The organism is Telluria sp. RT2P19 (assembly GCF_059685725.1).
The window spans coordinates 91,070-113,002 of record NZ_JCASIL010000006.1; the positions used below are offsets into that span (position 1 = coordinate 91,070).

Here is a 21,933-nt window from a genome sequence, read left to right on the forward strand (position 1 = left end):
CGATGTGGATCGATACCCACGTCCACCTGGATGCGCGCGAATACGGCGGCGACGGCGCCGGGGTCGCGCGCAAGGCGCAACAGGCCGGGGTGTCGATGATCGTGATCGTCGCGGTCGAGCGCGCTAATTTCGACGCCGTGGCCGGACTGGCGCATGGCAGCCCGAACACCTGCTATGCGCTGGGCATCCACCCGATCTGCGTGCCGCAGGCGCGCGACGAAGACCTGGACTACCTGCGCACGCGGGTGGAGCAGGCGCTGCTGGATCCGCGCTTCGTGGGCATCGGCGAGATCGGCCTGGATTTCTTCATTCCCGAACTGACCGAACCGGCAATGCGCGACAAGCAGGCGCGGTTTTTCCGTGAACAGCTGCGCATCGCGCGCGACTTCGGCCTGCCGGTCCTGACCCACGTGCGCCGCTCGCAAGACCAGGTGCTCAAGCACCTGCGCCAGATTCGCCCGCCAGCGGGAATCGCCCATGCCTTCAACGGCAGTTTCCAGCAGGCGCAAAACTTCATTGACCTTGGATTTCACCTGGGATTCGGCGGCAACATGACCTTCACGCGCGCGCGCCAGATCCGGCGCCTGGCGGCCGAGCTGCCCCTGGCGTCGATCGTGCTGGAAACCGATTCCCCGGACATCGCGCCGAGCTGGATTCATCCGGGTCGCAACAGTCCCGATCAACTTCCCGGCATCGGCGCTACCCTGGCCCAGCTGCGCGGGGTCGGCGTGGAAGCGGTGCGCGAGGCGGCCTACCATGCCTCGCTGGCGGCGCTTCCGCGGCTGGCCGCGCTGCTCCCTTGACGGCAAGCCACGAGTATCGGTTTTCGGCGTAGTTCACTCGTCAATTGTGACCGCGAGCAAACCACGCTGGATACCGCCATGCCAAGATTCTCCTTCGACGAGTCGAGCCCGACTCGACTGCCACCGGACAGGAGAACCCCTTGGACAGCACGAGCGAATTCCTGCGCATGCTGCAGCACGAAAGGTCGCTGGCGACGGCGCACCGGCCGATCCGGCTGCGTCTGGGCCACGCCGACCACCTTGCCGATGAAGTCCTGCTGCCGCAGCGGGTCACCGGCAGCGAGTCGGTTTGCGGCGGCCTCGAATACACGGTTACCTGCGTCGCCTCGACGCCGCGCCTGCCGCTCAAGGAACTGATCGCGCTGCCGGCCGAGATCCAGTTCGTTACCGACCGCGGCCAACTGCGCGGCGCCTGCGGCATCGTCGCCGAGGCGCGCGCCGGCGACCACGACGGCGGCCTGGGCCTCTATCAGCTGGTGATCCGCGACGCGCTGGCGATCATGGAAAAGCGTGTCAACAGCCGCGTGTTCCGCAACCAGAACGAGCTCGAGATCGTGCAGGTGCTGTTCGATGAATGGCGCCAGTCGAACGCGGTACTGGCCAGCGCCTTCGAATATGAACTCGATCCGCTGTTCGACATGCGCCAGTTCCCGCCGCGCGAACAGACGATGCAGTACAACGAATCCGACGCCGCGTTCATCCGCCGCCTGCTGCGCCGGCGCGGCGTGGCCTGGACCTTCCGGCCCGGCCACGCGCGCACCATGGCGCTCGAGGTCGAGCGCGACACATCGCCGGTGCACACGCTGGTGCTGTTTGCCGACGCCAACTCGCTGCCGCGCAACGGCGCCGGCACGGTGCGCTACCACCGCGGCGGCGCCGCCGAAGAACGCGACACCATCGTTTCCTGGTGCGCCGCGCGCCGGCTGCAGCTAGGCAGCACTACCCGCCACAGCTGGGACTACCGCAACCCGCTCGGCACCCAGTTCATGACCACGACCGCGCGCAGCATGGCCGACCAGGGCCGCAGCGGCAACCAGCTTGCCGCCAGTCTCGACGACTACCAGGTCGAAATGCCGCATGCCGGCAACGACGTCGAAGACCACTGGCGCCTGGGCCAGGTGCGCATGAACCGCCACGAATTCGAGACCAAGTGCTTCCATGGCGAGGGCGACGTGCGCGACCTGCGCGCCGGCGAGTGGTTCACCCTGGACGGGCATCCCGAGATCGACACCCATCCGGTGGCCGAACGCGACTTCGCCATCACCGCGCTGCACGTCGAGGCCGAGAACAACCTCCCGGCCGACGTCCGTGCGCGCGTGCGGCGCCTGATGGGCGCCTGGATGGATGGCGCGGCGTTTCCGGATGCGCCGCCGTCGCTGGACGCCGTACGGGTGCGGGTGAGTTTCGACGCGGTGCGGCGCGGCATCCCGCTGGTGCCCAGCTTCGACCCCGGGACCGACCTGCCGCATCCGCAACTGCAAAGCGCGATCGTCACGGGCCCACCCGGCGAAGAAGTGCATTGCGACGCGCTGGGTCGGGTCAAGATCCGCTTTCCCGGCATGCGCAGCAACGACCACCGTCATGCGCATGGCGCCGGCGCGTCGGACTCGCCGGCTGATTCGGCCTGGGTACGGGTCGCGTCGAACTGGGCCGGCGCCGGGCCGGGCAGCCACCAGCAATCGGGCACGCTCGGCCTGCCGCGCGTCGGCACCGAGGTGCTGGTGGCCTTCATGGGCGGCGACCCCGACCGTCCGGTAATCCTGTCGCAGCTGTACAACCAGCGCGCGCAGCCGCCGGCATTGAGTCGTGCAGGCGAGTTGCCGGGCAACCGCTACCTGTCGGGGATGCGCAGCCGCGAGATCGGCGGCGCGCGCGCAGGCCAGCTCGTGTTCGACGATACGCCCGGCCAGATCGGCGTGCAGCTCGCGAGCGAGCATGCGGGCTCCGAGCTCAATCTTGGTTGGCTGTCCGAACCGCGCGCCAACGGCCAGGCAGGGGCGCGCGGCGAAGGTGCCGAGCTGCGCAGCGACAAGGCGGTGGCGCTGCGCGGCGGCGAGGGCATCCTGCTCAGCGCGGGGGGCAATCAGCGTGATGCGGGCGCCCAGCTGGAACGGGGCGGTCTGGTCGGCATCGCCGAGGTGATGCACGGGGTGCTCGACACGCTCGGCAGGCTGGCGGCCGATCATGGCGAGAGCGAGCAAGCCAGACCGCGGCTCGATGCGCTGGCCGCGCGGCTGCGCGAGTGGCACGACGGCTCGAATGTCGGTCCGCGGCTGGCCGAAGGAGCCGGCGAGGGCGGCGCGCCGATGGTGGCGGTGAGCGCGCCGGCCGGCGTGGTGCTCGCCAGCGACGACAGCATCGCCCTGGGCGCCCACACCAAGATCGACATCGTCTCGACCGGCGACGCCGAGCTGGCGACCGGGCGCAGCCTGTTCCTGCGCGCTTCGCGCGCCCTGAGCATGTTCGCCCATGAACTGGGCATGAAGCTGATCGCCGCGCGCGGCGACATCGTGGTGGAGACGCACCGCGGGGATATCGAGATCAAGTCGTCCAGCCGCATCCGCCTGATCGCCGCCACCGGCATCGAGCTGGAAGCGCCGTCGGTGAAGGTCGTGTCGCAAGGCACCCAGACCGACTGGGACGGCGGCACGATCACGCACCAGAGCAGCGGCAAGCACGTGGTCAGGGCGACGGCGGTCGAGCACCTGTCCCCCGGCGGCGGCGCCCCGGCCGGCCTGCGCCTGCCGGCGACCGAGCTCGAGACCGATGAACGGGTGGTCGTGCTCGACCGCCAGACCAATCTGCCGGCGCGGGGCAAGCGCTATGTCGCGCGCCACGAGGACGGCACGCGCATTCAGGGCGTGACCGACGACGAAGGCCGCACCAGCATCCTCTGCAGCTACGCCATGGGCGATATCGAAATCCGCCTGCTACCCGACGACGAACCAGACGATCCCGGTGCGGGCCGGACATGAAGGAGCCGACCCGCCCCATCCCCCAGCCGACTGTCGAGCGCGATGGAACCCTGGTGGCGCATACTGTCGCGACCCCGACCGCCTTCAAGGTGCGGGCCAGGGTGACCATCGGTTCACGCAAGGTCATACCGGTCATTTTCGTGCCCGGGATCATGGGATCGAATTTGCGGGCGCGCCGCGAGCCGAACGCGCGGAAGGACGGCGTACTCAAGCCTGGCGAGTCGGCATGGCGCCCGCCGAATGGTTCGCTCGAAGGATATCGCGAGGCCGCCAAATGGGAAGACCGCTCGCCGGCGATGCGCCAGCGTATCCTCGATCCCGGCATCCTCGAAGTCGATCCGGGCGGTTCGCTCGATGTGCCTTTCTGCGCGCTCGATTCCTCGGTCATGCGCGAGCGTGGCTGGGGCGAGGTGCACGCGTCATCGTATGGCGCGCTGCTGGTCGACCTCCAGCGGCACCTGGACCGGACGTTCCAGGTGTCGCCCCATGGCGTCCGGCAGGTGCGGCATGTCTGGAAACGCGTCATGCAGTGCGAAGCCGAGCGCTGGGGTGTCCGGACGGTCGACAATGTGACGGAACAAGAGCTCGAAAAATACGCTGCCTATCAGTATCCCGTGTATGCATTTGGCTATAACTGGCTCGCGTCCTGTGAAACCGCAGCCCGGCAACTGCGCAAGCGCATCGACGACATCAAGCAATTCTGGGTCGAGCGCAAGCACACATGCAACGAGGTTATCCTGCTCACCCATTCGATGGGCGGGTTGGTGGCGCGCGCCTGCGCCAGGTTGAGCTCCACCGATGACGGCAATCGTGCCGATATTGCGGGCATCGTGCATGCCGTGATGCCGGCCCTGGGCGCGCCGGTGGCCTATCGCCGCATCGCCTATGGCACCGAAGGGGGCAATTTTACCAACGGGCTCGCTGACAATGTCAAGGCGAGCAAGTTCGCCCAGATCGCCGGGGAGACGAGCGCCGAAACCACGCCGATCATGGCGATTTCTCCGGGCGTGCTCCAGCTGCTTCCCAATCATCTCTACCCCCGGCCCTGGATGCTGGTCAAGACCATCCGTTCGGTGAACCGGCGCGATCAGGTGCGCGATCACCTGGCGCTACCCGAGGGGAATCCCTACGACTTCTATCGCGACATGGCATCCTGGTTCCGGATGATCGATCCGGGATTGGCCGACCCTGCACGCCGTCATGCGGATGCCCCTGGCGGCGTCACGCGCCTGATCCGGACGAGCATCGACGAGGCCGAGCATTTTCACACCAGATTCCTCGTCGGCGGGCTTGGCGCGAAGGGGGGGCGGGCACCGTATTACCACCCGCTGACTTATGCATTCTATGGGGCGGACAAGACGTTCAAGGCCTTCGGCCAGATCCAGTGGGTCGCGCGCGAACCGTCCAGCAGTGGCGTCGCACTCACGACTGGCAATATCCGGGCAGCCAGGTATGTCGCGTCAGCCGCCGACGGCATGCGCGACGTCGAAGTCGAGAAAGGGCTGCGACTGCAGTTTTCGATCTGGCCACAAGATGCACACGGGGACGAAACCGTACCCGTGCAGTCTGGCGCGGGCCCGGGGCAATACGCACGCCAGATCTTCGCGAGCGGTGGATTCCGGCATCAGGACAGCTTCCAGAACGATGGCATGCTGCTGCTCACACGCCATCTCATCGTCAAGATTGTGCAGGATATCCAATGAAGCGGTTCGGCGGCCGAAGGGCGCGGTGGGCCGGCGCGCTGCTGGCCCTGTCCATGATGCTGGTGTCGTTTCTCGCCAACTCGGTGCAGACCGTCCAGGACAAGCAAAAGGTGGCAAAGATGACGGACAACATGAAGACCGTGTGCGTAGGCCGCTTCCTGATCGACTTGCCGGTCGAGGCGCAGGTGAGTATCCAGTCCGGCTTTGTGGGCGGCTTTGATCTGGAAAGCGCCGATAGCGAGACCGAGCAGGAGTTCGATGCACGGCTCGCCGGACTTGAGTCGCAAGTAAGCGCCGCCGGCCACGACGAAAAGCCCGCTCATGTGGAAACCGCCAAGGTCTTCGGCGCCGATGACGCGCGAGGAAAAATCGTCGTGTATGACAGGCAGCGAGGCCAGACCATGGAAGACGACCGGCTGGTCGAGATGGAAGACGTCAGCGTTGCAGGTATCGTCCGTGTCGAGGGCATGAGCATCACGGCCCGCGCGAAACACCGGGCGCTGGATGTGGGACCACGGCTTGAACGCACGCTGCGCCAGATCCGGCCACTGGGACCCGGTGAGATTCCACCAGAAAAAGGCTTCTGCATTAACCGGGCGATCGTGCGTGAGCCGTTCGAGCACAAGGGCAATGAGAGCGTGATCATGTTCGCCGGCCTGCCTGGCCATCCCGATGTGAATATCGTCCTGTCGTCGATGGCCGGCACCGACCCGGCGCCGGGATTGTTGGCGCGTCATGAACGCAGCGTGACGCGCCAACCGCTCGTCATGCGCCTGGCATTCACGCATCTGCGCGAGCGCCCGCGCACCATCAATGGTCTCAACGGCGATGAGCTGGTCATGCGGGTGCGCGAGCCGAATTTCACGACAGGATATTCGTTCCAATGGGAGATGGGCGGTCGCCAGGATGACCTGTACGCACCGCTCCTGTTGCTCGAACTCGAGTCGGGGGCCAACCCGGTCGCAGGCGGAAGCCCCGTCCAGTCGACGCTGTCCGAGGAAGCCATGTTCGACCTGTGGGAGCGCATTGCTGCCAGCATCCGCGTGCGACCGACGCAGAACCGCGATCCCGTGCCAGCCCAGGCACGGGCGGCACTGGGGACGAGCGTATTTGCCGGCGAGATGTGTCCGCAGACCGGTTGGTGGGCTTGTGGCGACGGCGCGGATGGCATCGGCGTATTTGGCGGCCAGCAGCAATTCGTCAACAGCGGACAGCGCATGCCACAGGCCTTGCTGTTGCCAGCGCAAACCACATGGCAACGACTCCGTGGCGTACAGCCCAGCTTCGAGAGCAGCCTGCCGACGCTCTGGAGCCTGGTCGACAAGCGGCGCCGCGCCAGGGTCGCGCCGGTTCCCGGACTCGCGCAGGCGACACCGGCGTCCGAGCCGGGATTCACCCCCGCGGGTCACCTCGCTAGTGGACGTTTCCAGGTTCCGATCGGCAGCATCGCGAAGACGGGCGCGGCGTGTCCGGCCAGCGGCTGGTGGCGCTGTGAAGACGGCGACGCGCTCGACGGGACCCGATGGTTTGCCGCGGGAAGCCTGCTTCCGGCGGCGACTTTCCGTGCACAACGCCACCGGCGCCCGAGCGCGCATCCTGAACTGATCCATCGGCCCAGCGCGTGGCAACTGGTGCGGCATCTCGACACCGGTGCAGCAGGAAGCAGCGGCGAGGGCCCGCCGGATTCACTCGGCAAGGATGGTCTGGCATGAGCGCCGGGGAGCGGTCCCATCCACGCTGCGCGCCCACCTGACGGCGCCGGCCCAGCATGCGCAGCGCGATCCTCGCGTTCGCCGCCGGCGCCGCCGCGCTACAGCTGCAGGCCGTGCTGCCGACGGCGGGCATCCTGCAGGCCTGCGCCGCCACGCTGCTCGCCGCCTGCCTGCTCCTGCGCGGCCTGCCTCGGCGCCTCACGACCGGTCTCGTGCTCGGCTTCTGCTGGGCCGCCATCACCGCTCACCTGGCGCTGCGCGACGCCTTGCCGCGCCATGATGAAGGCCGCGACATCACCATCACCGGCACCATCGCCAGCCTCCCGCACCGGTTCGAGGGCGGCGTGCGTTTCCATGTCGACGTCGCACGCAGCGAAACACGCGGCGCCACGGTCCCGCCACGGATCCTGCTGTCCTGGTACGGTGCGACCGCCGCCGATCCGGCGTTGATCCATCCCGGCGAACACTGGCGCCTGGTGGTGCGCCTGCAGCGGCCCCACGGCAACGCCAATCCCCACGGCTTCGACTACGAGGCCTGGCTGCTCGAGCAGGGCGTGCGCGCCACCGGCTACGTCCGTCCCTCCAGCGCCAGGAACCAGCGCCTGCGCGACTGGACGCCGGGCGCCGGCTACGCGATCGAACGTGCGCGCGGGTACCTGCGCACGCGCATCATGTCGATCCTGGACGGCCAGCCCTATGCGGGGGTCATCGTGGCCCTGGTCATCGGCGACCAGCGCGGCATCGGCCAGGACGACTGGGACGTCTTCAACCGCACCGGCATCGGCCATCTGGTGTCGATCTCGGGCCTGCACATCACGATGGTGGCCGCGCTCGCCGCCTGCGTCGCGTCGGCGCTGTGGCGCCGCTCGTTCTGGACCGACGTCCAGTTGCCGCTGCATCTGCCGGCCCAGAAGGCGGCCGCGCTGGCCGGCGCTTCGATGGCGCTGCTGTACGTGCTGCTGGCCGGCTTCGGCGTACCGGCCCAGCGCACCTTCTACATGCTGGCGGTCGTCGCGGCGGCGCTCTGGCTGGGACGCATCGCATCGAGCTCGCATGTCCTGTGCCTGGCGCTGGGCATCGTCGTGCTGTTTGACCCCTGGGCCATGCTGTGGCCCGGCTTCTGGCTGTCGTTCGGCGCCGTGGCCGCGATCCTGTACGGCTGCAGCGGACGGCTCGGCGAGCAAAGCCGCGGCTGGCGTGCGGGGCTCGTGCTGGCGGCCCGCACCCAATGGGCCGTCACGATCGGCCTGGCGCCGCTGACCTTGCTGCTGTTCGGCCAGGTGTCGCTCGTCAGCCCGCTGGCGAACGCGGTGGCGATCCCGGTCATCAGCCTGTTCGTCACGCCGCTGGCGCTGGTGGGCAGCGTCCTGCCGTCGCCGCTGGCGGACCTGGTCCTGGGCGCGGCCCACCTGGCCGTGACGCTGCTGGCCTGGCCCCTGCAGACACTGGCCGCGTCCGAGCTGGCGGTGTGGACCGCGCCCGCCCCGTCGCCATGGATTCTCGGGCTGGCCCTGCTCGGGACGGCCTGGGTGCTGGCGCCGCGCGGCTGGCCGCAACGCTGGGCAGGGCTCGCGGCCTGGACCCCGCTGCTGGCGCAACTGCCGTCGGCGCCGGCGCCGGGCCAGTTCAGCGTCACCGCCTTCGACGTCGGCCAGGGCATGGCGCTGCTGGTCGAGACGCATCGCCATCGGCTGCTGTACGACACCGGACCGCAGTATGCGCCAGGCGCGAGCGGCGCCAGCCGGGTCATCCTGCCGTACCTGCGCGGCCGCGGCATCCGGCGCCTCGATACGCTGGTGGTGTCGCACAGCGACCTCGATCACATCGGCGGCGCCCACGCCGTGCTTGCGACGCTGGCTGTGGACGAGCTGGTGTCGTCCTTGCCGGCCACGCATTCCCTGCTGCCCAAGGCAAAACGGCGGCGGCGCTGCCTGGCAGGTCAGCACTGGGTATGGGATGGCGTGCGTTTCGAGATGCTGGGCCCGGATCCCGCCATCTACGCCAATGCGCGCCTGAAAGCCAATGCCCGCAGCTGCGTGCTGCGCGTGAGCGCCGCCGGCACCGCCATCCTGCTGGCCGCCGATATCGAGGCCGCGCAAGAGGCGGGACTGGTCGCAACAGAGGGCAAGCGTCTGCGGGCGAAGGTCCTCCTGGCGCCGCACCACGGCAGCGGCACGTCGTCGACCGCGGCTTTCCTGGCGGCGGTGCGTCCGGAACTGGCGCTGTTCCAGGTCGGTTATCGCAACCGATATCGGCATCCCAAGAAAGAGGTCGTCGACCGCTACCAGGCCCTGGGCATCAGGCAACTGCGAACCGACCACACTGGCGCGATCGTGCTCGACTCGGTCGATGGCCTGGCTCCGCGCGCCTACCGTACCGAGCATGCCCGTTACTGGCACGGCCGCTGATGGCTGACGAAACGTTCAGGATGCCGAAGGCCGGGCCAGGCAGGTGAATGGCGCGTGCAGGTATTCCCACTCGCGCGTGACGCGCCGCACGTGTTGTCCCTGCAGCGCCTGGCCTGGTGCGCACATCCCGGCCGGCGCCCCTTGGTTCGAACGATGGCGCATGACCTTGGTCGGCTTGCCGTTCGCACTGAAGACCGGGATGCTGTCCTTTGGCAGGGGAAGCGTCACCGCCTTCTCGGTGCGCGCATGGAAGATTTCGGCTTCAGGGTTGTACAGCTGCGGGTAGTGACCGAGCACCCAGCGCGCCGCCAGCGAGTGTTCGGTATACATGGTCTTGCCGCCCAACAGGCCGGTGGTGGACAGCAGCACTGCCTGCAGCGCCGCGCCGCCGAGCAGGAGCGCCAGGCCGGATTTCGCCGACAACAGCCTTGCCGCCAGCAAGGCCAGCGCCATCAGCGGCATGCCGAGCCAATAGCTGTAGCGCGTCATGACCACGCCGCCCGAATTCCAGTTGACGGTGCTCAGCGCGGGTACGGCCATCAGGACGATCACGCCAACCAGCAGCGCGGCCACGACCAGCCATGGGCCGCGCTGTCGACGGGGCAGCAGCCCAAGGCCCATCAGAAGGGCCAGCGCCACGCCAGGAATCCCGATGATCATGCCCTGGTTCAGGTCGAAGAACACCGAAAACAGGCGGGCGCCCGTGATGAAGGCCGATTCGTTGAAGTCGCGCGCGATCACGCTGGGCGTGCCGAAGGTGGCCTGGAAGAACGCATACGGCGCCAGGGTCAGCGCGACGCCGGTCGCGCCCAGCAGGAGTTCGCGCTGGTCGGGCGCCGCGGCCACGCTATCCGGCCATTGCAGCGCGGGATACCTGGCGATCAGGAGACGGTAGGCGGCGGCGAATGGGATCAAGAGGAAGATCGGCGGATTCTGGCTGGCGGCCAGGCCGGCGAACAGGATCGCCAGTCCGGCCTGGCCGCGCAGCAGCGCGATGCAGGCGATCAGCACGCAGCTGGCGGTCAAGACCTCGGGCCCGGTCCAGTTCAGGTAGAACGTGGTGCCCGACAGCAGGAACACCAGCATGGCCAGCGACGTGTGCGCTGCGCGCCCGGCATGCCCGGACATCGCGCGCCGCACATATACGAAGGCGCCGACGCAAAAGCTCAGGTTGAGCAGGGTGAAGGCATAGTGCGGATAGGCCCCGAACGGCTTGAGCAGGATATAAAAGGGCAGGGCGAGCAGCGAATACAGGCCGAAATGGATGCCGTAGAAGCGACCCTCGTCGTTCGGCATGATGGTGTAGGTGAACGCCGGCGTTTTCTCGGGCGCGCGCAGGTGCTCGACGATGTACGGCATCAGGTCGCCCAGGGTCACGGCATAGAACGGCACGTTTCCCGCGTTGCGCTGCAGCGATGCGACGTCGGCCTGGGTGATGTCGGGCGACCCGTGCTCGGCCAGCGCGTGCATGGTCAGCATGTACTCGTAGCCGTCGCCGGTCAGCGAGGTCTTGGCCAGGGCGACGCCGGCGATCGCCAGGAAGAAGGGAACGAACCAATAACTGGCAAGGCGCTTGAGCAAGATCGCTCCTGTATGCGAGCGAAAGTCACTCAGGGTGGAGAAAGCGCCCGTATTCTACCCGCGTGCTTGTTTTTTGGTCAATCGCGGGGCAAGCTGATCGTTACCTGCAGCCCGCCATCCTCACGGTTGTGGGCGACGATCTCGCCGCCGTGGGCATGCACCACGCGCTGCGCGATCGCAAGACCCAGGCCATGGCCGTCGACGCCGGTGCGCGCCGCGCCGGCGCGGAAGAACGGCTGGAACACGGCCGCCAGGTCGTCTTGCGCAATGCCCGGGCCGCGATCGAGCACGTCGATGCGGGCGACGGAGGCATCGAGCCGCAGCGCGACCGTCACGACGCCGCCCTGGGCGCCATGCCTGGCCGCGTTGCGCACCACGTTTTCCAGCGCGCTCCAGAGCAAGTCCGGGTCGCCGCTCACACCGACGCTGCCCTCGGCCTCGACCAGGATGCGGGTCGCGTTCCCAGGCCCGCGGCCGTCGCGCAGGTCGAGCTGGGCCGCCTCGAAGCGGGCATCGGCCACGACGCCGTCGGCCAGTTCGGCAAGGTCGACCGGCTCGCGCCGCAGCGCGTCGGGCAGGGCTTCGAGGCGCGACAGGGTCAGGAGCTCGCCGACCAGCTTGTCCATCCGGTCGCTCTCGCGCTCGACCCGCTCGAGCGTGCTGCCGATCTTGTCCGGCTGCTGGTGCGCCAGGCCGACCGCCGCCTGCATGCGCGCCAGTGGCGAGCGCAGCTCGTGCGAGACGTCGTGCAGCAGGCGGCGCTGGCCATCCATCAGCGCGCGCAGCCGCCCGCTCATGCGGTCGAAATCGCGTCCCAGGTCGCTCAATTCATCGCCGCCCTTGGTCGCGCGGCCAAAGCGCGGCGCCAGGTCGCCGGCGGCCGCCGCTTCGAACGCGCTGCGCAGCGCGCGGATGGGGCGCGAGAAATACCAGGCCAGCAGCGCCGCGAACAGCAGGCTGGCGACGACGGCGGCGCCGATCGCGACGGTCTGGCCAATGCGGCGCCGCGCACCGGGGTCGAGCGCCGGCGCCAGTGTGCCGGGGCCGCCGCGCGCCCCTTCGGGCCGGCCGGGTTGGCGCGACACGAAGGCCACATAGCGTGCGCCGCCTGGCGCAACCAGGCGCCGCGCGCCGCGCCACGAACTGCCTTCCAGGCCCCGCTGTTCACCGCTCAGCAGTCGGCGCTCGGCCTCCTGGAGCAGCTCGGCTGGGACCGCGCGCCCCAGCAGGTCGCGCCGCGCCTCGTCGAGTACGAACATCTGCGGGCGCCGCATTTCGCCCAGCAATTCGCGCAGCGCCGCTTCGCCGCCGTGGCGCAAGGTGGCGGCAGCGGCGTCGAGCGCGATCGCGGCCGGCGGGCCGGAATCGAGGGCCGGCGCGGCCTTCTGGCGCGCCTGGTCGCGCAGCCAGAAGGCGCCGCCGATGGCGATGGTCGCCGTCAGCTGGGCCAGCAAGATGCACAGGAAGAATTTCCAGAACAGCCGACCCATGCTAGTCCTTGATCAGCTGGTAACCCTGGCGGTAGATGGTCTGCAGGCAGGAACGGCCGTCCGCCAGAGGTCCCAGCTTGTGGCGCAGGCTGCTCAGGTGGACGTCGATATTGCGGTCGAAGCGCGCCAGCGGCCGACCCAGGCCTTGTTCGGACAGGTCGTTCTTGCTCACCGGCTTGCCGGCATTCCTCGCCAATACTTCGAGCAGGTTGAATTCGGTGCTGGTCAGGTCCAGCGGGCGGCCGTCCCAGGTCGCGCGCCGCCCCTCCGGATGCATGGCGAGCTTGCCCACCGTGAGCGCCGCGCCCGGGCCGCTGTCCGGCTGCGCCTGTGTGCGGCGCAGGATGGCGCGCACGCGCGCGGTCAGTTCGCGCGGCGTGCAGGGCTTGGCCACGTAGTCGTCGGCGCCCAGCTCCAGCCCCAGAATGCGGTCGGCGTCGTCGCCGCGCGCGGTGAGCATCAAGACCGGGATGCGGCTGGCCGCGCGGATCTGGCGCAGGGCCTCGATGCCGCCGCTACCGGGCATCATGACGTCGAGGATGGCGATGGCGTAGTGGCCGCTGAGCGCCGCGCGCGCGCCGTCCTCGCCGTTATGGACGCAGGCGACCCTGAAGCCTTCCTGTTCCAGGTAGTCGGCGAACATGCCGACCAGTTCGACGTCGTCGTCGATGAGCAATACATGGTTCATGGCGACAGGATAGCGTAGTCGCGCGCGCAGGTCTTTCGGGCAGCCTGCGCCTTTACCCGGTTTTACCTCGCCGGGACGCGTTGAACCCTGCGGTGCACGTGCACATGGCGAGCCGCACAGGCAATGCGGGCAATGCGGACGCGGCGACACAGGGCTGCAGCGTTACCCGACTGTAGGGGTTTCCTTCTAAAGGCGGTCCGCGCGGGGGCGCCAGCCATTACAATTGGCCGCTGTTGATGACGACAGCGCCATGCCATGTCCAAGCCCCTGCTTCATTTCGCCCACGGTAACAGCTACCCGGCCGGCACCTACAACCGCCTGCTCGCGCAACTGCGCGCATACTACGACGTACGCAGCCTGGACATGCACGGCCACGATCCGCGCCATCCGGTCGGCGACGGCTGGGATGCGCTGGTGGACGAGCTGATCGAGCACCTGGAAGGGTACGGCCAGCCAGCGATCCTGGTCGGCCATTCGCTCGGAGGCATGCTGTGCATGATGGCGGCCAGGCGCCGGCCCGACCTGGCGCGCTGCGTGGTGATGCTCGATTCGCCGGTGGTGGCCGGCTGGCGCGCGCTGGCCTGGCGCCTGGCCAAGCTGGCCGGCTGGGGCGAGCGCCTGTCGCCCGCGCGTTTCGCCCGCAAGCGCCGCGAACTGTGGGCCAGCCGTGAAGCCGCCCACGACCATTTCAGCGCCAAGCCGATCTTCCAGGCCTGGGCGCCCGGCGCGCTCGACGACTACCTGGAACACGGCCTGGCGCCGCATCCCGAAGGCGTCACCTTGCGCTTTCGGCGCGAGATCGAATCGGCCATCTACCAGACGCTTCCGCACCATATGGATGCAGTGATCCGCGCACCGTTCCCGGTGCCGGTCGGCTTCATCGCAGGCACCCGTTCCGAAGAGATGCGCCAGGCCGGCCTGGCCTCGACCCGCAAGCTGGTGGGCGACAACCTGGTGATGATCGAAGGCGGCCACCTGTACCCGCTCGAAAAGCCGCAGGAGACCGCGCAGCTGGCGCGCGCGATGATCGAGCGCTTGCTGGCGCCGACCGCCAGTACGGCCGGTGGAGGCCGGCGCATCACGTCGGCCTGAGCGCGCCGCGGATCGCTCAGCGGCCGCCGTTGGCGTCCAGCGGGCGCATCGCGCTGTCCATCGCGTCGCGCGCATCCTGGGCGCCGACGGTCTTGAGCATGCGGTCGGTGCTCTTGCGTTTGGGGATGCGCGAGCCGGTCATCTCATGTTCGTCCTGCTGCGCCGCCAGTGCAGGAGCGGCCGTGGCCGGTGCTGCTTCCGGCGTGGGCTGCGGCGGGCTGCTGCAGCCCACGAGAGCGACCAGGGCGCCGAGCGCCGCGACTTTCAATGCATCGCGCATGAAGACTTCTCCGAGAAGGGTTGAGGTAACTTATGGTATGCGCAGCAGCGCTCATCGGCAATCAATTATTGCCAGTCTGGCAGCGGGATCAGCACCGGCGCCGGCATTTCGCGTAAAATCGCGGGATTTTCTCCCTGCCGAAAAACCGACAATGACTATCAAGAGCGACAAATGGATCCGCCGCATGGCGGAAAGCACCGGCATGATCGAGCCGTTCGAGCCGCAGCAGGTTCGGGAGCAGGACGGCCGCCGCATCATCTCGTTCGGCACGTCCTCGTATGGCTACGACATCCGCTGCGCCGATGAATTCAAGGTGTTCACGAACATCAACAGCACCATCGTCGACCCCAAGAACTTCGATTCGAATTCCTTCGTCGACGTCAAGAGCGACGTCTGCATCATCCCGCCCAATTCGTTCGCGCTGGCGCGCACCATCGAGTACTTCCGCATCCCGCGCAACGTGCTCACCGTCTGCCTGGGCAAGTCGACCTATGCGCGCTGCGGCATCATCGTCAACGTGACGCCGTTCGAGCCCGAATGGGAAGGCTACGTGACGCTGGAATTTTCGAACACGACGCCGCTGCCGGCCAAGATTTACGCCGGCGAAGGTTGCGCCCAAGTGCTGTTCTTCGAGAGCGACGAAGTCTGCGAGACCTCGTACAAGGACCGCGGCGGCAAGTACCAGGGCCAGCACGGCGTGACCCTGCCGAAGACCTGACCTGGTCTTTTCTTACCCGACCTGGCGCGCCGCGCGCTCCAGGTGCCCCAGCTTGTCGGGATTGCGCATCACATAGATGGCCGTGATGCGCCCGCCGTCGATCTGTAGCGCCGTGGTCTGCAGCATGGCGTCCCCCTCCAGGGTGATCCGTCCCGGCAGGCCATCGATCCTGGCCATGCGCAGCACCGTGGCCGTGTCCCAGCCGCCTTTGCGCGTGAACGCCTGCAGCATGCGCAGCACCTTGTCCTGGCCGAAGATCGGATTGATGACGGCCGACCGCCTGCCGCCGCCGTCGCCGTAGAACACCACGTCGTTCGACAGCAGTTGCCGCAACTGCTCCAGGTCGCCGCTGCGCGAGGCGGCGAAGAAGGCGGAAGCGATTTGATGCTGCTGGTCCTGCTGCATCGGAAAGCGCGGCCGCGCCTGTGCTACATGGGCACGGGCGCGGCTGGCCAATTGGCGACAGGCCGCCGGTTCGCGGCCGATGGCTTCGGCCACCTCCTCGAACGCCATGTCGAACACGTCGTGCAGCAAGAACGCCGCGCGCTCCAGCGGCGACAGGCGCTCCATCGCCAGCATCAGGGGCAGGGTGATATCGTCGTCTTCGTCATCGGCCGGGTCGACGAAGGGCTCGGGCAGCCACGAACCGATGTATTGCTCGCGCTTGATGCGGCTGGACTTGAGCACGTCCAGGCACAGGCGCGTCACGGTGCGTACCAGGAACGCTTCGGGCTCGCGCACTGCGTCCCGGTCGGCGCCGTGCCAGCGCAGCCAGGCATCCTGCACCACGTCCTCGGCCTCGGCCACCGATCCGAGCATGCGGTAGGCGATGCGCTGCAGGCGCGGGCGGCGGGCGCTGAAGAATGCTGCCGAATCGGTGTGGCTGGTATCCATGAGCGGACATGATACGCGAAAAAAAAGGCCCGGATTCGCACCGGGCCTCTGGCGTCAGGGAGAAGCGTGTTACGCGTCCTGCATCACGCAATCGACGAAGTAACCGCGCTTGCCGTCGACTTCACGCTTGACCAGGCCATGGACGTCGGTCTCGAAGCCCGGGAAGCGTTCGTTGAAGTCGCGCGCGAAGCGCAGGTAGTCGACGATGGTCCGGTTGAAGCGCTCGCCCGGGATCAGCAGCGGAATGCCCGGCGGGTAAGGCGTCAGCAGGATGGCCGTGATGCGGCCTTCCAGTTCATCGATCGCGACGCGCTCGATCCTGCGATGCGCCATGTTGGCGAAGGCGTCCGACGGCTTCATTGCCGGCACCATGTCCGACAGGTACATCTCGGTCGTCAGGCGCGCCACGTCGCGCGACTTGTAGAAGGTGTGGATCTCGGTGCACAGGTCGCGCAGGCCGCGGGTCTCGTAGCGCGGGTTGGCCGCGGCGAACTGCGGCATCACGCGCCACATCGGCTGGTTGCGGTCGTAGTCGTCCTTGAACTGCTGCAGCGCCGTCACCAGCGTGTTCCAGCGGCCCTTGGTGATGCCGATGGTGAACATGATGAAGAACGAGTACAGGCCGCACTTCTCGATGATCACGCCGTGCTCGGCGAGATACTTGGTGACGATCGAGGCCGGGATGCCGGTCTCGCCGAACTGGCCCGACAGGTCCAGGCCCGGGGTCACGATGGTCGCCTTGATCGGATCGAGCATATTGAAGCCCGGCGCCAGCTTGCCGAAGCCGTGCCAGTTCTCTTCGGCGCGGATCATCCAGTCGTCCTGGGTGCCGATGCCTTCTTCCGAGAATTTGTCCGGGCCCCAGACCTGGAACCACCAGTCGGTGCCGTAGTCCTCGTCGACCTTCTTCATCGCGCGGCGGAAGTCGAGCGCTTCGAGGATCGATTCCTCGACCAGGGCGGTGCCGCCCGGTGCTTCCATCATCGCGGCGGCCACGTCGCACGAGGCGATGATCGAATACTGCGGCGAGGTGGAGGTGTGCATCAGGTATGCCTCGTTGAAGGCGTCCTGGTCCAGCTTGACCGACTCGGATTCGCGCACCAGCACCTGCGAGGCCTGCGATAGACCCGCAAGCAATTTGTGCGTCGACTGGGTCGAGAAGATCATCGATTCTTTTGCGCGCGGACGGTTCTGGCCGATCGCGTGCATGTTCTTGTAGAAGTCGTGGAAGGTCGCGTGCGGCAGCCAGGCTTCGTCGAAGTGCAGGGTGTCGATCTTCCCGTCCAGCATTTCGCGCAGGGTCTCGACGTTGTACACCACGCCGTCGTAGGTCGACTGGGTGATGGTGAGGATGCGCGGCTTCTTGTTGACGGCTTCGCGCGCGAACGGGTTGGCTTCGATCTTGCGCGCGATCGATTCAGGGGTGAATTCCTCGAGCGGGATCGGGCCGATGATGCCGAGGTGGTTACGGGTCGGCATCAGGAACACGGGGATCGCGCCGCACATGATGATCGAGTGCAGGATCGACTTGTGGCAGTTGCGGTCGACCACGACGATGTCGCCCGGCGCCACGGTCGAGTGCCACACCATCTTGTTCGAGGTCGAGGTGCCGTTGGTCACGAAGTAGCAATGGTCGGCGCTGTAGATGCGCGCGGCGTTGCGTTCCGACTTGGCTACCGGGCCGGTGTGGTCGAGCAACTGGCCGAGTTCCTCGACCGCGTTGCAGACGTCGGCGCGCAGCATGTTCTCGCCGAAGAACTGGTGGAACATCTGGCCGATCGGCGACTTCAGGAAGGCGACGCCGCCCGAGTGGCCGGGGCAGTGCCACGAATACGAGCCGTCATAGGCGTAGTTGACCAGTGCGCGGAAGAACGGCGGCGCCAGGCTGTCCAGATAGGATTTGGCCTCGCGGATGATGTGGCGCGCCACGAATTCGGGGGTGTCCTCGAACATGTGGATGAAGCCGTGCAGCTCCTTCAGGATGTCGTTCGGGATGTGGCGGCTGGTGCGGGTCTCGCCATAGATATAGATCGGGATGTCCGCGTTCTTGTGACGGATTTCCTTCACGAAGGCGCGCAGGCCGATCAGCGCCGTGTCGGTCTCTTCGAGCGAGCCGCCGCCGAATTCCTCGTCGTCGATCGACAGGACGAAGGCCGATGCGCGCGACTGCTGTTGAGCGAACTGGGACAGGTCGCCATAGCTGGTCACACCGACGACCTCCATGCCTTCCTGTTCCATTGCGGCCGCCAGGGCGCGAATGCCGAGACCGGAGGTATTCTCCGAGCGGAAGTCCTCATCGATGATGACGATTGGGAAACGAAATTTCATGGACAGCTCCAAAACGAAGCGCCGTGGGAGCGGCAGGTCCGCCGGTCGATCCGGAGGGGCTGGCCGCCGCGCACGGCACCGTAGAAAAATGAGAAGCGGATTTTCGCAGAAAACGCGGGTCCCGGTGCAAGTTTTTTTGCTAGGTTAGCCACTGTTCCAGAAGGGTGGCGCACTCCAGCAACCGTCGCGGCGGGGGTCAGTTGTCCATCCTGCGTCCGGCGCGCCGGATACCCTCGGTCAGCAGGGCCGCGGCCAAGGCACCGAGCAGCGGGATCGGTGACAACGCCGTGACACTGCCGTGCAGGAAGGCGAACAGGCCCAGGGTGATGCCGAAGGCGGCCACCGCGCCGGTGAGCGTGAGTAGCCAGGTACGGCGCGCCAGCAGGGTGATCGCGGCCAGCGAGATCGCGATCTGCTGGGCCACCGAGGCCGCGGCCCACTGGCGCTGGCGGTGCAGGGCTTCCTCGGAGCGGCGGTTCGCTTCGCTGGAAGCAGCTTCCCAGCGCTCGGCTTCCTTGCGGATGACTTCTTTTTCTTCCTGGTAGCGCGCAGCGTCCTCGCGGTAGCGCAGGCCATCCACGCCGGGCAGCGTCGCGGCCAGCTCGGCCAGGTTCTGGCGGCTCGACTTGGCCTGGTAGTGGCTCCAGGCGTTGGCGGCGCTGGTCTTTTCCATCGCCGCCTGGGTCTTGAGCAGGCTGGCGTCGTTGTGCGACGAGGTGCCCAGAAAAGCGAACAGGGTGCCGAGCGTGGCGAGCACTGCGATCAATACCGCGACGCGGCCGGCGAAACCGTCGCCGCCGCGCGAGCCGGGAGGACGTAACGCGTCGCTCATTGCGCGGCCCTGCGTGCGTAGGTGATGAATGCGTAGTCGAATCCCTGCTCTTCGGCGCGATGGGTCTCGCGCGCGGTCTCGACCCAGGTAGCCGGATCGATCGGCGGGAAGAAGGTGTCGCAGCGGAAGACATGATCGATATGGGTGACGATCATCGCGTCGGCGACCTTCATCGCCTCGGCGAACACCTGGGCGCCGCCGATGATGCTGGCCGGCTCGCCACCGAGCATGGCGATGGCCGCGTCGAGTGACGCCGCGCGGTCGACGCCTTCATGCGACCAGGCGCCATTGCGGGTTACCACGATATTGCGGCGCTTGGGCAGCGGGCGGCCGATCGAGTCGAAGGTCTTGCGTCCCATGATGATCGGCTTGCCGAGCGTGACGCGCTTGAAGTGCGCCAGGTCGGCGGGGAGGTGCCACGGCAGCTGGTTGTCCACGCCGATGCCGTTGTTGGCGTCGACCGCGACGACGAGGGTCAGGCGAGGGCCGTCGCTCATACGGCCACCGGCGCCTTGATCGCGGGATGCGGATCGTATCCGGTGATCTCGAGATCCTCGAAGCGGTAGTCGAACAGCGAATCGGGCTTGCGCTTGAAATCGAGGCGCGGCAAGGCGCGGATCTCGCGCGACAGCTGCAGCTCGACCTGTTCCAAGTGGTTCGCATACAGGTGGCAGTCGCCGCCGGTCCAGACGAAGTCGCCGACTTCAAGGCCGGCCTGCTGGGCCATCATGTGGGTCAGGATCGCGTACGAGGCGATATTGAAGGGCACGCCCAGGAAGATGTCGGCGCTGCGCTGGTACAGCTGGCAGGACAGCTTGCCGTCGGCCACGTAGAACTGGAACAGCGCATGGCAGGGCGGCAGCTTCATCTGCGGCACATCGGCCACGTTCCAGGCCGACACGATCATCCGGCGTGAATCCGGCGTGGTACGGATCTGTTCCAGCACCTGCGCGATCTGGTCGATGTGCTCCCCGGATGGCGTGGGCCAGTTGCGCCACTGGTAGCCATAGATCGGACCCAGGTCGCCTTCGGCATCGGCCCATTCGTCCCAGATGGAGACCCCGTGCTCCTTGAGGTAGGCGATATTGGTCGAACCCTGCAGGAACCAGATCAGCTCGTGGATGATCGATTTCAGATGCACCTTCTTGGTGGTCAGCAGGGGAAAGCCCTCCTGCAGGTCGAAGCGCATCTGGTAGCCGAAGACCGAGCGGGTGCCGGTGCCGGTGCGGTCGGTCTTGATGGCGCCATGCTCTTTCACATGGCGCATGAATTCGAGATATTGGCGCATTGCGTTACAGGTTTGGACAATCTGCCATTCTAGCATTGGGCAAGGGCGCTGTCCGCCATGGCGTCGGCGAAAAGCCGCAGCGCCCCCCGCACGGCGTCGTCGGCCAGCGACACCAGCTGATCGCCGACGTAGATCTCGACGATGCTGGTGGCAGGCAGTGCGCCATGCGCGGCGCGGTTGAACATCCAGATCCCGTGCTCGCGCGCCAGCGCGTCGCGCACGCCGAGCGCCCGGTCGCGATCGACGGGAAGGTGAATATGCAGCATGTTTGCCTGCGGCGCGGCCGGATTGACGCGCAACTGCGGGTAGGCCCGCAGCGCTTCATACAAGAAGCGGGTGCGCTCGAAATACGCGGGCATCGCCGCCAGCCGCTCGTCGAACCCCATCGCCGCGGCCACGATGTAAGGCGAGCGGTGGATCACATTGCCGCCCTGGCGCCGGAACCATTCGGCGCAGCGGTCGACGTAGGCGCGGCTGCCGCACAGCATGGCGCCACCCAGCCCGCCGATTCCTTTGTACAGCGAGACGTACACCGAATCGAAGCCGGCCGCGATCTCGCGTACGCCGCGGCCATAACCGGCCGCCGCTTCCCACAGGCGGGCGCCGTCCATGTGCAGGTGGATGCCGTGCGTGCGGCAGTGGCGCTTGATCGCTTCGAGCTCGTCCCAGGTCGAGAGCTGGCCGCCGATCTCGCGCAGCGGGATCTCGAGGCCGACGGCGCCGAGGCGGTCGGGGATCGCCACCAGGTCCGCCCCGGTCCACGGCCGATGGCGCTCGCCCACGGACAGCGCCTGGAAGTGGTCGAGCAACTGGTAGTTGGATCGCTCGTGCACGAAGATGTGCGAGGTCGGATGCAGCGCCACCAGGCGGCTGCCGCGATCTTCGCCGCCCAGGCGCAGCGCCGTGACCTGGGCCATGGTGCCGCTGATGCAGAACACGGCCGCCTCGAAGCCCAGCAGGCTGGCGACCTTGGCCTCGAAGGACTGGATCAGGGCCCCGTTGCCGTAGACGTCGTGCTCGATGTCGTGCCGTTCGCACCAGGCGGCCATGGCGGCGTACAGCTCGGCCGGCCGGGGCCGCCGGTGGCCGGGGAAGATGGTGTGGCAGCGGCGCTGCAGGTCGGGTTCGATCAAGGCGGACT

General features: G+C 67.4%; 17 protein-coding genes. 7 read left to right on the forward strand and 10 right to left on the reverse strand.

Going from position 1 to position 21,933, the window contains the following annotated elements:
- Window positions 1-2: 2 nt before the first annotated feature.
- The 5 genes from AC56KW_RS09900 (at window position 3) to AC56KW_RS09920 (ending at window position 9,601) form a co-directional block, all read left to right on the forward strand.
- Window positions 3-803: a TatD family hydrolase gene (locus tag AC56KW_RS09900; protein ID WP_497170564.1), complete on the forward strand. Its 801-nt coding sequence runs from the start codon at window positions 3-5 to the stop codon at window positions 801-803.
- 140 nt (window positions 804-943) lie between these two features.
- Window positions 944-3,778, forward strand: coding sequence for a type VI secretion system Vgr family protein (locus tag AC56KW_RS09905; RefSeq protein WP_497170565.1), 2,835 nt, complete (start codon window positions 944-946; stop codon window positions 3,776-3,778).
- On the forward strand, window positions 3,775-5,481 hold the full coding sequence (locus AC56KW_RS09910; RefSeq protein WP_497170566.1) for an esterase/lipase family protein: 1,707 nt from the start codon (window positions 3,775-3,777) through the stop codon (window positions 5,479-5,481). The genes AC56KW_RS09905 and AC56KW_RS09910 overlap by 4 nt, the downstream gene beginning before the upstream one ends.
- Entirely contained in the window at window positions 5,478-7,193 is a 1,716-nt protein-coding gene (locus AC56KW_RS09915) for a T6SS immunity protein Tli4 family protein (protein WP_497170567.1), read from the forward strand. The genes AC56KW_RS09910 and AC56KW_RS09915 overlap by 4 nt, the downstream gene beginning before the upstream one ends.
- Window positions 7,194-7,249: 56 nt before the next feature.
- On the forward strand, window positions 7,250-9,601 hold the full coding sequence (locus AC56KW_RS09920) for a DNA internalization-related competence protein ComEC/Rec2 (protein WP_497170568.1): 2,352 nt from the start codon (window positions 7,250-7,252) through the stop codon (window positions 9,599-9,601).
- A gap of 15 nt (window positions 9,602-9,616) precedes the next feature.
- Here AC56KW_RS09920 and AC56KW_RS09925 read toward each other — a convergent pair whose 3' ends face one another.
- From AC56KW_RS09925 to AC56KW_RS09935, 3 genes are all read right to left on the reverse strand, one after another.
- Window positions 9,617-11,182, reverse strand: coding sequence for a hypothetical protein (locus tag AC56KW_RS09925; protein WP_497170569.1), 1,566 nt, complete (start codon window positions 11,180-11,182; stop codon window positions 9,617-9,619).
- 77 nt (window positions 11,183-11,259) lie between these two features.
- Window positions 11,260-12,672, reverse strand: coding sequence for a sensor histidine kinase (locus tag AC56KW_RS09930; RefSeq protein ID WP_497170570.1), 1,413 nt, complete (start codon window positions 12,670-12,672; stop codon window positions 11,260-11,262).
- Window position 12,673: 1 nt separating this feature from the next.
- Complete coding sequence (locus AC56KW_RS09935) at window positions 12,674-13,360, reverse strand: response regulator transcription factor (RefSeq protein ID WP_497170571.1); 687 nt, start codon at window positions 13,358-13,360, stop codon at window positions 12,674-12,676.
- Between the two features lie 255 nt (window positions 13,361-13,615).
- Here AC56KW_RS09935 and AC56KW_RS09940 point away from each other — a divergent pair, with 255 nt between their 5' ends.
- Entirely contained in the window at window positions 13,616-14,452 is an 837-nt protein-coding gene (locus AC56KW_RS09940) for an alpha/beta fold hydrolase (protein WP_497170572.1), read from the forward strand.
- 16 nt (window positions 14,453-14,468) lie between these two features.
- Here the strand turns inward: AC56KW_RS09940 and AC56KW_RS09945 are convergent, their stop codons facing one another.
- Window positions 14,469-14,732 (reverse strand): hypothetical protein, encoded by a 264-nt coding sequence (locus AC56KW_RS09945; protein ID WP_497170573.1) that lies wholly within the window; start codon window positions 14,730-14,732, stop codon window positions 14,469-14,471.
- A 151-nt stretch (window positions 14,733-14,883) separates the two neighbouring features.
- Here AC56KW_RS09945 and dcd point away from each other — a divergent pair, with 151 nt between their 5' ends.
- Complete coding sequence (gene dcd, locus AC56KW_RS09950) at window positions 14,884-15,450, forward strand: dCTP deaminase (RefSeq protein ID WP_123068242.1); 567 nt, start codon at window positions 14,884-14,886, stop codon at window positions 15,448-15,450.
- A gap of 12 nt (window positions 15,451-15,462) precedes the next feature.
- On the opposite strand, the gene AC56KW_RS09955 is transcribed toward dcd, so the two are convergent.
- From AC56KW_RS09955 to AC56KW_RS09980, 6 genes are all read right to left on the reverse strand, one after another.
- Window positions 15,463-16,344 (reverse strand): sigma-70 family RNA polymerase sigma factor, encoded by an 882-nt coding sequence (locus AC56KW_RS09955; protein WP_497170574.1) that lies wholly within the window; start codon window positions 16,342-16,344, stop codon window positions 15,463-15,465.
- A gap of 69 nt (window positions 16,345-16,413) precedes the next feature.
- Window positions 16,414-18,672 carry an Orn/Lys/Arg family decarboxylase gene (locus tag AC56KW_RS09960; RefSeq protein WP_497170575.1) on the reverse strand — a complete coding sequence of 753 codons (2,259 nt, stop codon included), beginning with the start codon at window positions 18,670-18,672 and terminating at the stop codon, window positions 16,414-16,416.
- Between the two features lie 196 nt (window positions 18,673-18,868).
- Window positions 18,869-19,504 carry a DUF4337 domain-containing protein gene (locus tag AC56KW_RS09965; protein WP_497170576.1) on the reverse strand — a complete coding sequence of 212 codons (636 nt, stop codon included), beginning with the start codon at window positions 19,502-19,504 and terminating at the stop codon, window positions 18,869-18,871.
- The gene (locus tag AC56KW_RS09970; RefSeq protein WP_497170577.1) at window positions 19,501-20,001 is read right to left on the reverse strand and encodes a dihydrofolate reductase; all 501 of its coding nucleotides are present in this window, start codon (window positions 19,999-20,001) and stop codon (window positions 19,501-19,503) included. Before AC56KW_RS09970 ends, AC56KW_RS09965 begins: the two co-directional genes overlap by 4 nt.
- Entirely contained in the window at window positions 19,998-20,792 is a 795-nt protein-coding gene (locus AC56KW_RS09975) for a thymidylate synthase (RefSeq protein WP_497170578.1), read from the reverse strand. The genes AC56KW_RS09970 and AC56KW_RS09975 overlap by 4 nt, the downstream gene beginning before the upstream one ends.
- Window positions 20,793-20,821: 29 nt before the next feature.
- On the reverse strand, window positions 20,822-21,925 hold the full coding sequence (locus AC56KW_RS09980; protein ID WP_497170579.1) for a threonine aldolase family protein: 1,104 nt from the start codon (window positions 21,923-21,925) through the stop codon (window positions 20,822-20,824).
- Window positions 21,926-21,933: the final 8 nt, after the last annotated feature.

Coding starts and splice junctions, on each gene's coding strand:
- AC56KW_RS09935 (WP_497170571.1), bottom strand. CDS start 13,360: ATGAACCATGTATTGCTCATCGACGACGACGTCGAACTGGTCGGCATG.
- dcd (WP_123068242.1), top strand. CDS start 14,884: ATGACTATCAAGAGCGACAAATGGATCCGCCGCATGGCGGAAAGCACC.
- AC56KW_RS09920 (WP_497170568.1), top strand. CDS start 7,250: ATGCGCAGCGCGATCCTCGCGTTCGCCGCCGGCGCCGCCGCGCTACAG.
- AC56KW_RS09940 (WP_497170572.1), top strand. CDS start 13,616: ATGTCCAAGCCCCTGCTTCATTTCGCCCACGGTAACAGCTACCCGGCC.
- AC56KW_RS09975 (WP_497170578.1), bottom strand. CDS start 20,792: ATGCGCCAATATCTCGAATTCATGCGCCATGTGAAAGAGCATGGCGCC.
- AC56KW_RS09970 (WP_497170577.1), bottom strand. CDS start 20,001: ATGAGCGACGGCCCTCGCCTGACCCTCGTCGTCGCGGTCGACGCCAAC.
- AC56KW_RS09910 (WP_497170566.1), top strand. CDS start 3,775: ATGAAGGAGCCGACCCGCCCCATCCCCCAGCCGACTGTCGAGCGCGAT.
- AC56KW_RS09960 (WP_497170575.1), bottom strand. CDS start 18,672: ATGAAATTTCGTTTCCCAATCGTCATCATCGATGAGGACTTCCGCTCG.
- AC56KW_RS09945 (WP_497170573.1), bottom strand. CDS start 14,732: ATGCGCGATGCATTGAAAGTCGCGGCGCTCGGCGCCCTGGTCGCTCTC.
- AC56KW_RS09965 (WP_497170576.1), bottom strand. CDS start 19,504: ATGAGCGACGCGTTACGTCCTCCCGGCTCGCGCGGCGGCGACGGTTTC.
- AC56KW_RS09915 (WP_497170567.1), top strand. CDS start 5,478: ATGAAGCGGTTCGGCGGCCGAAGGGCGCGGTGGGCCGGCGCGCTGCTG.
- AC56KW_RS09955 (WP_497170574.1), bottom strand. CDS start 16,344: ATGGATACCAGCCACACCGATTCGGCAGCATTCTTCAGCGCCCGCCGC.
- AC56KW_RS09900 (WP_497170564.1), top strand. CDS start 3: ATGTGGATCGATACCCACGTCCACCTGGATGCGCGCGAATACGGCGGC.
- AC56KW_RS09930 (WP_497170570.1), bottom strand. CDS start 12,672: ATGGGTCGGCTGTTCTGGAAATTCTTCCTGTGCATCTTGCTGGCCCAG.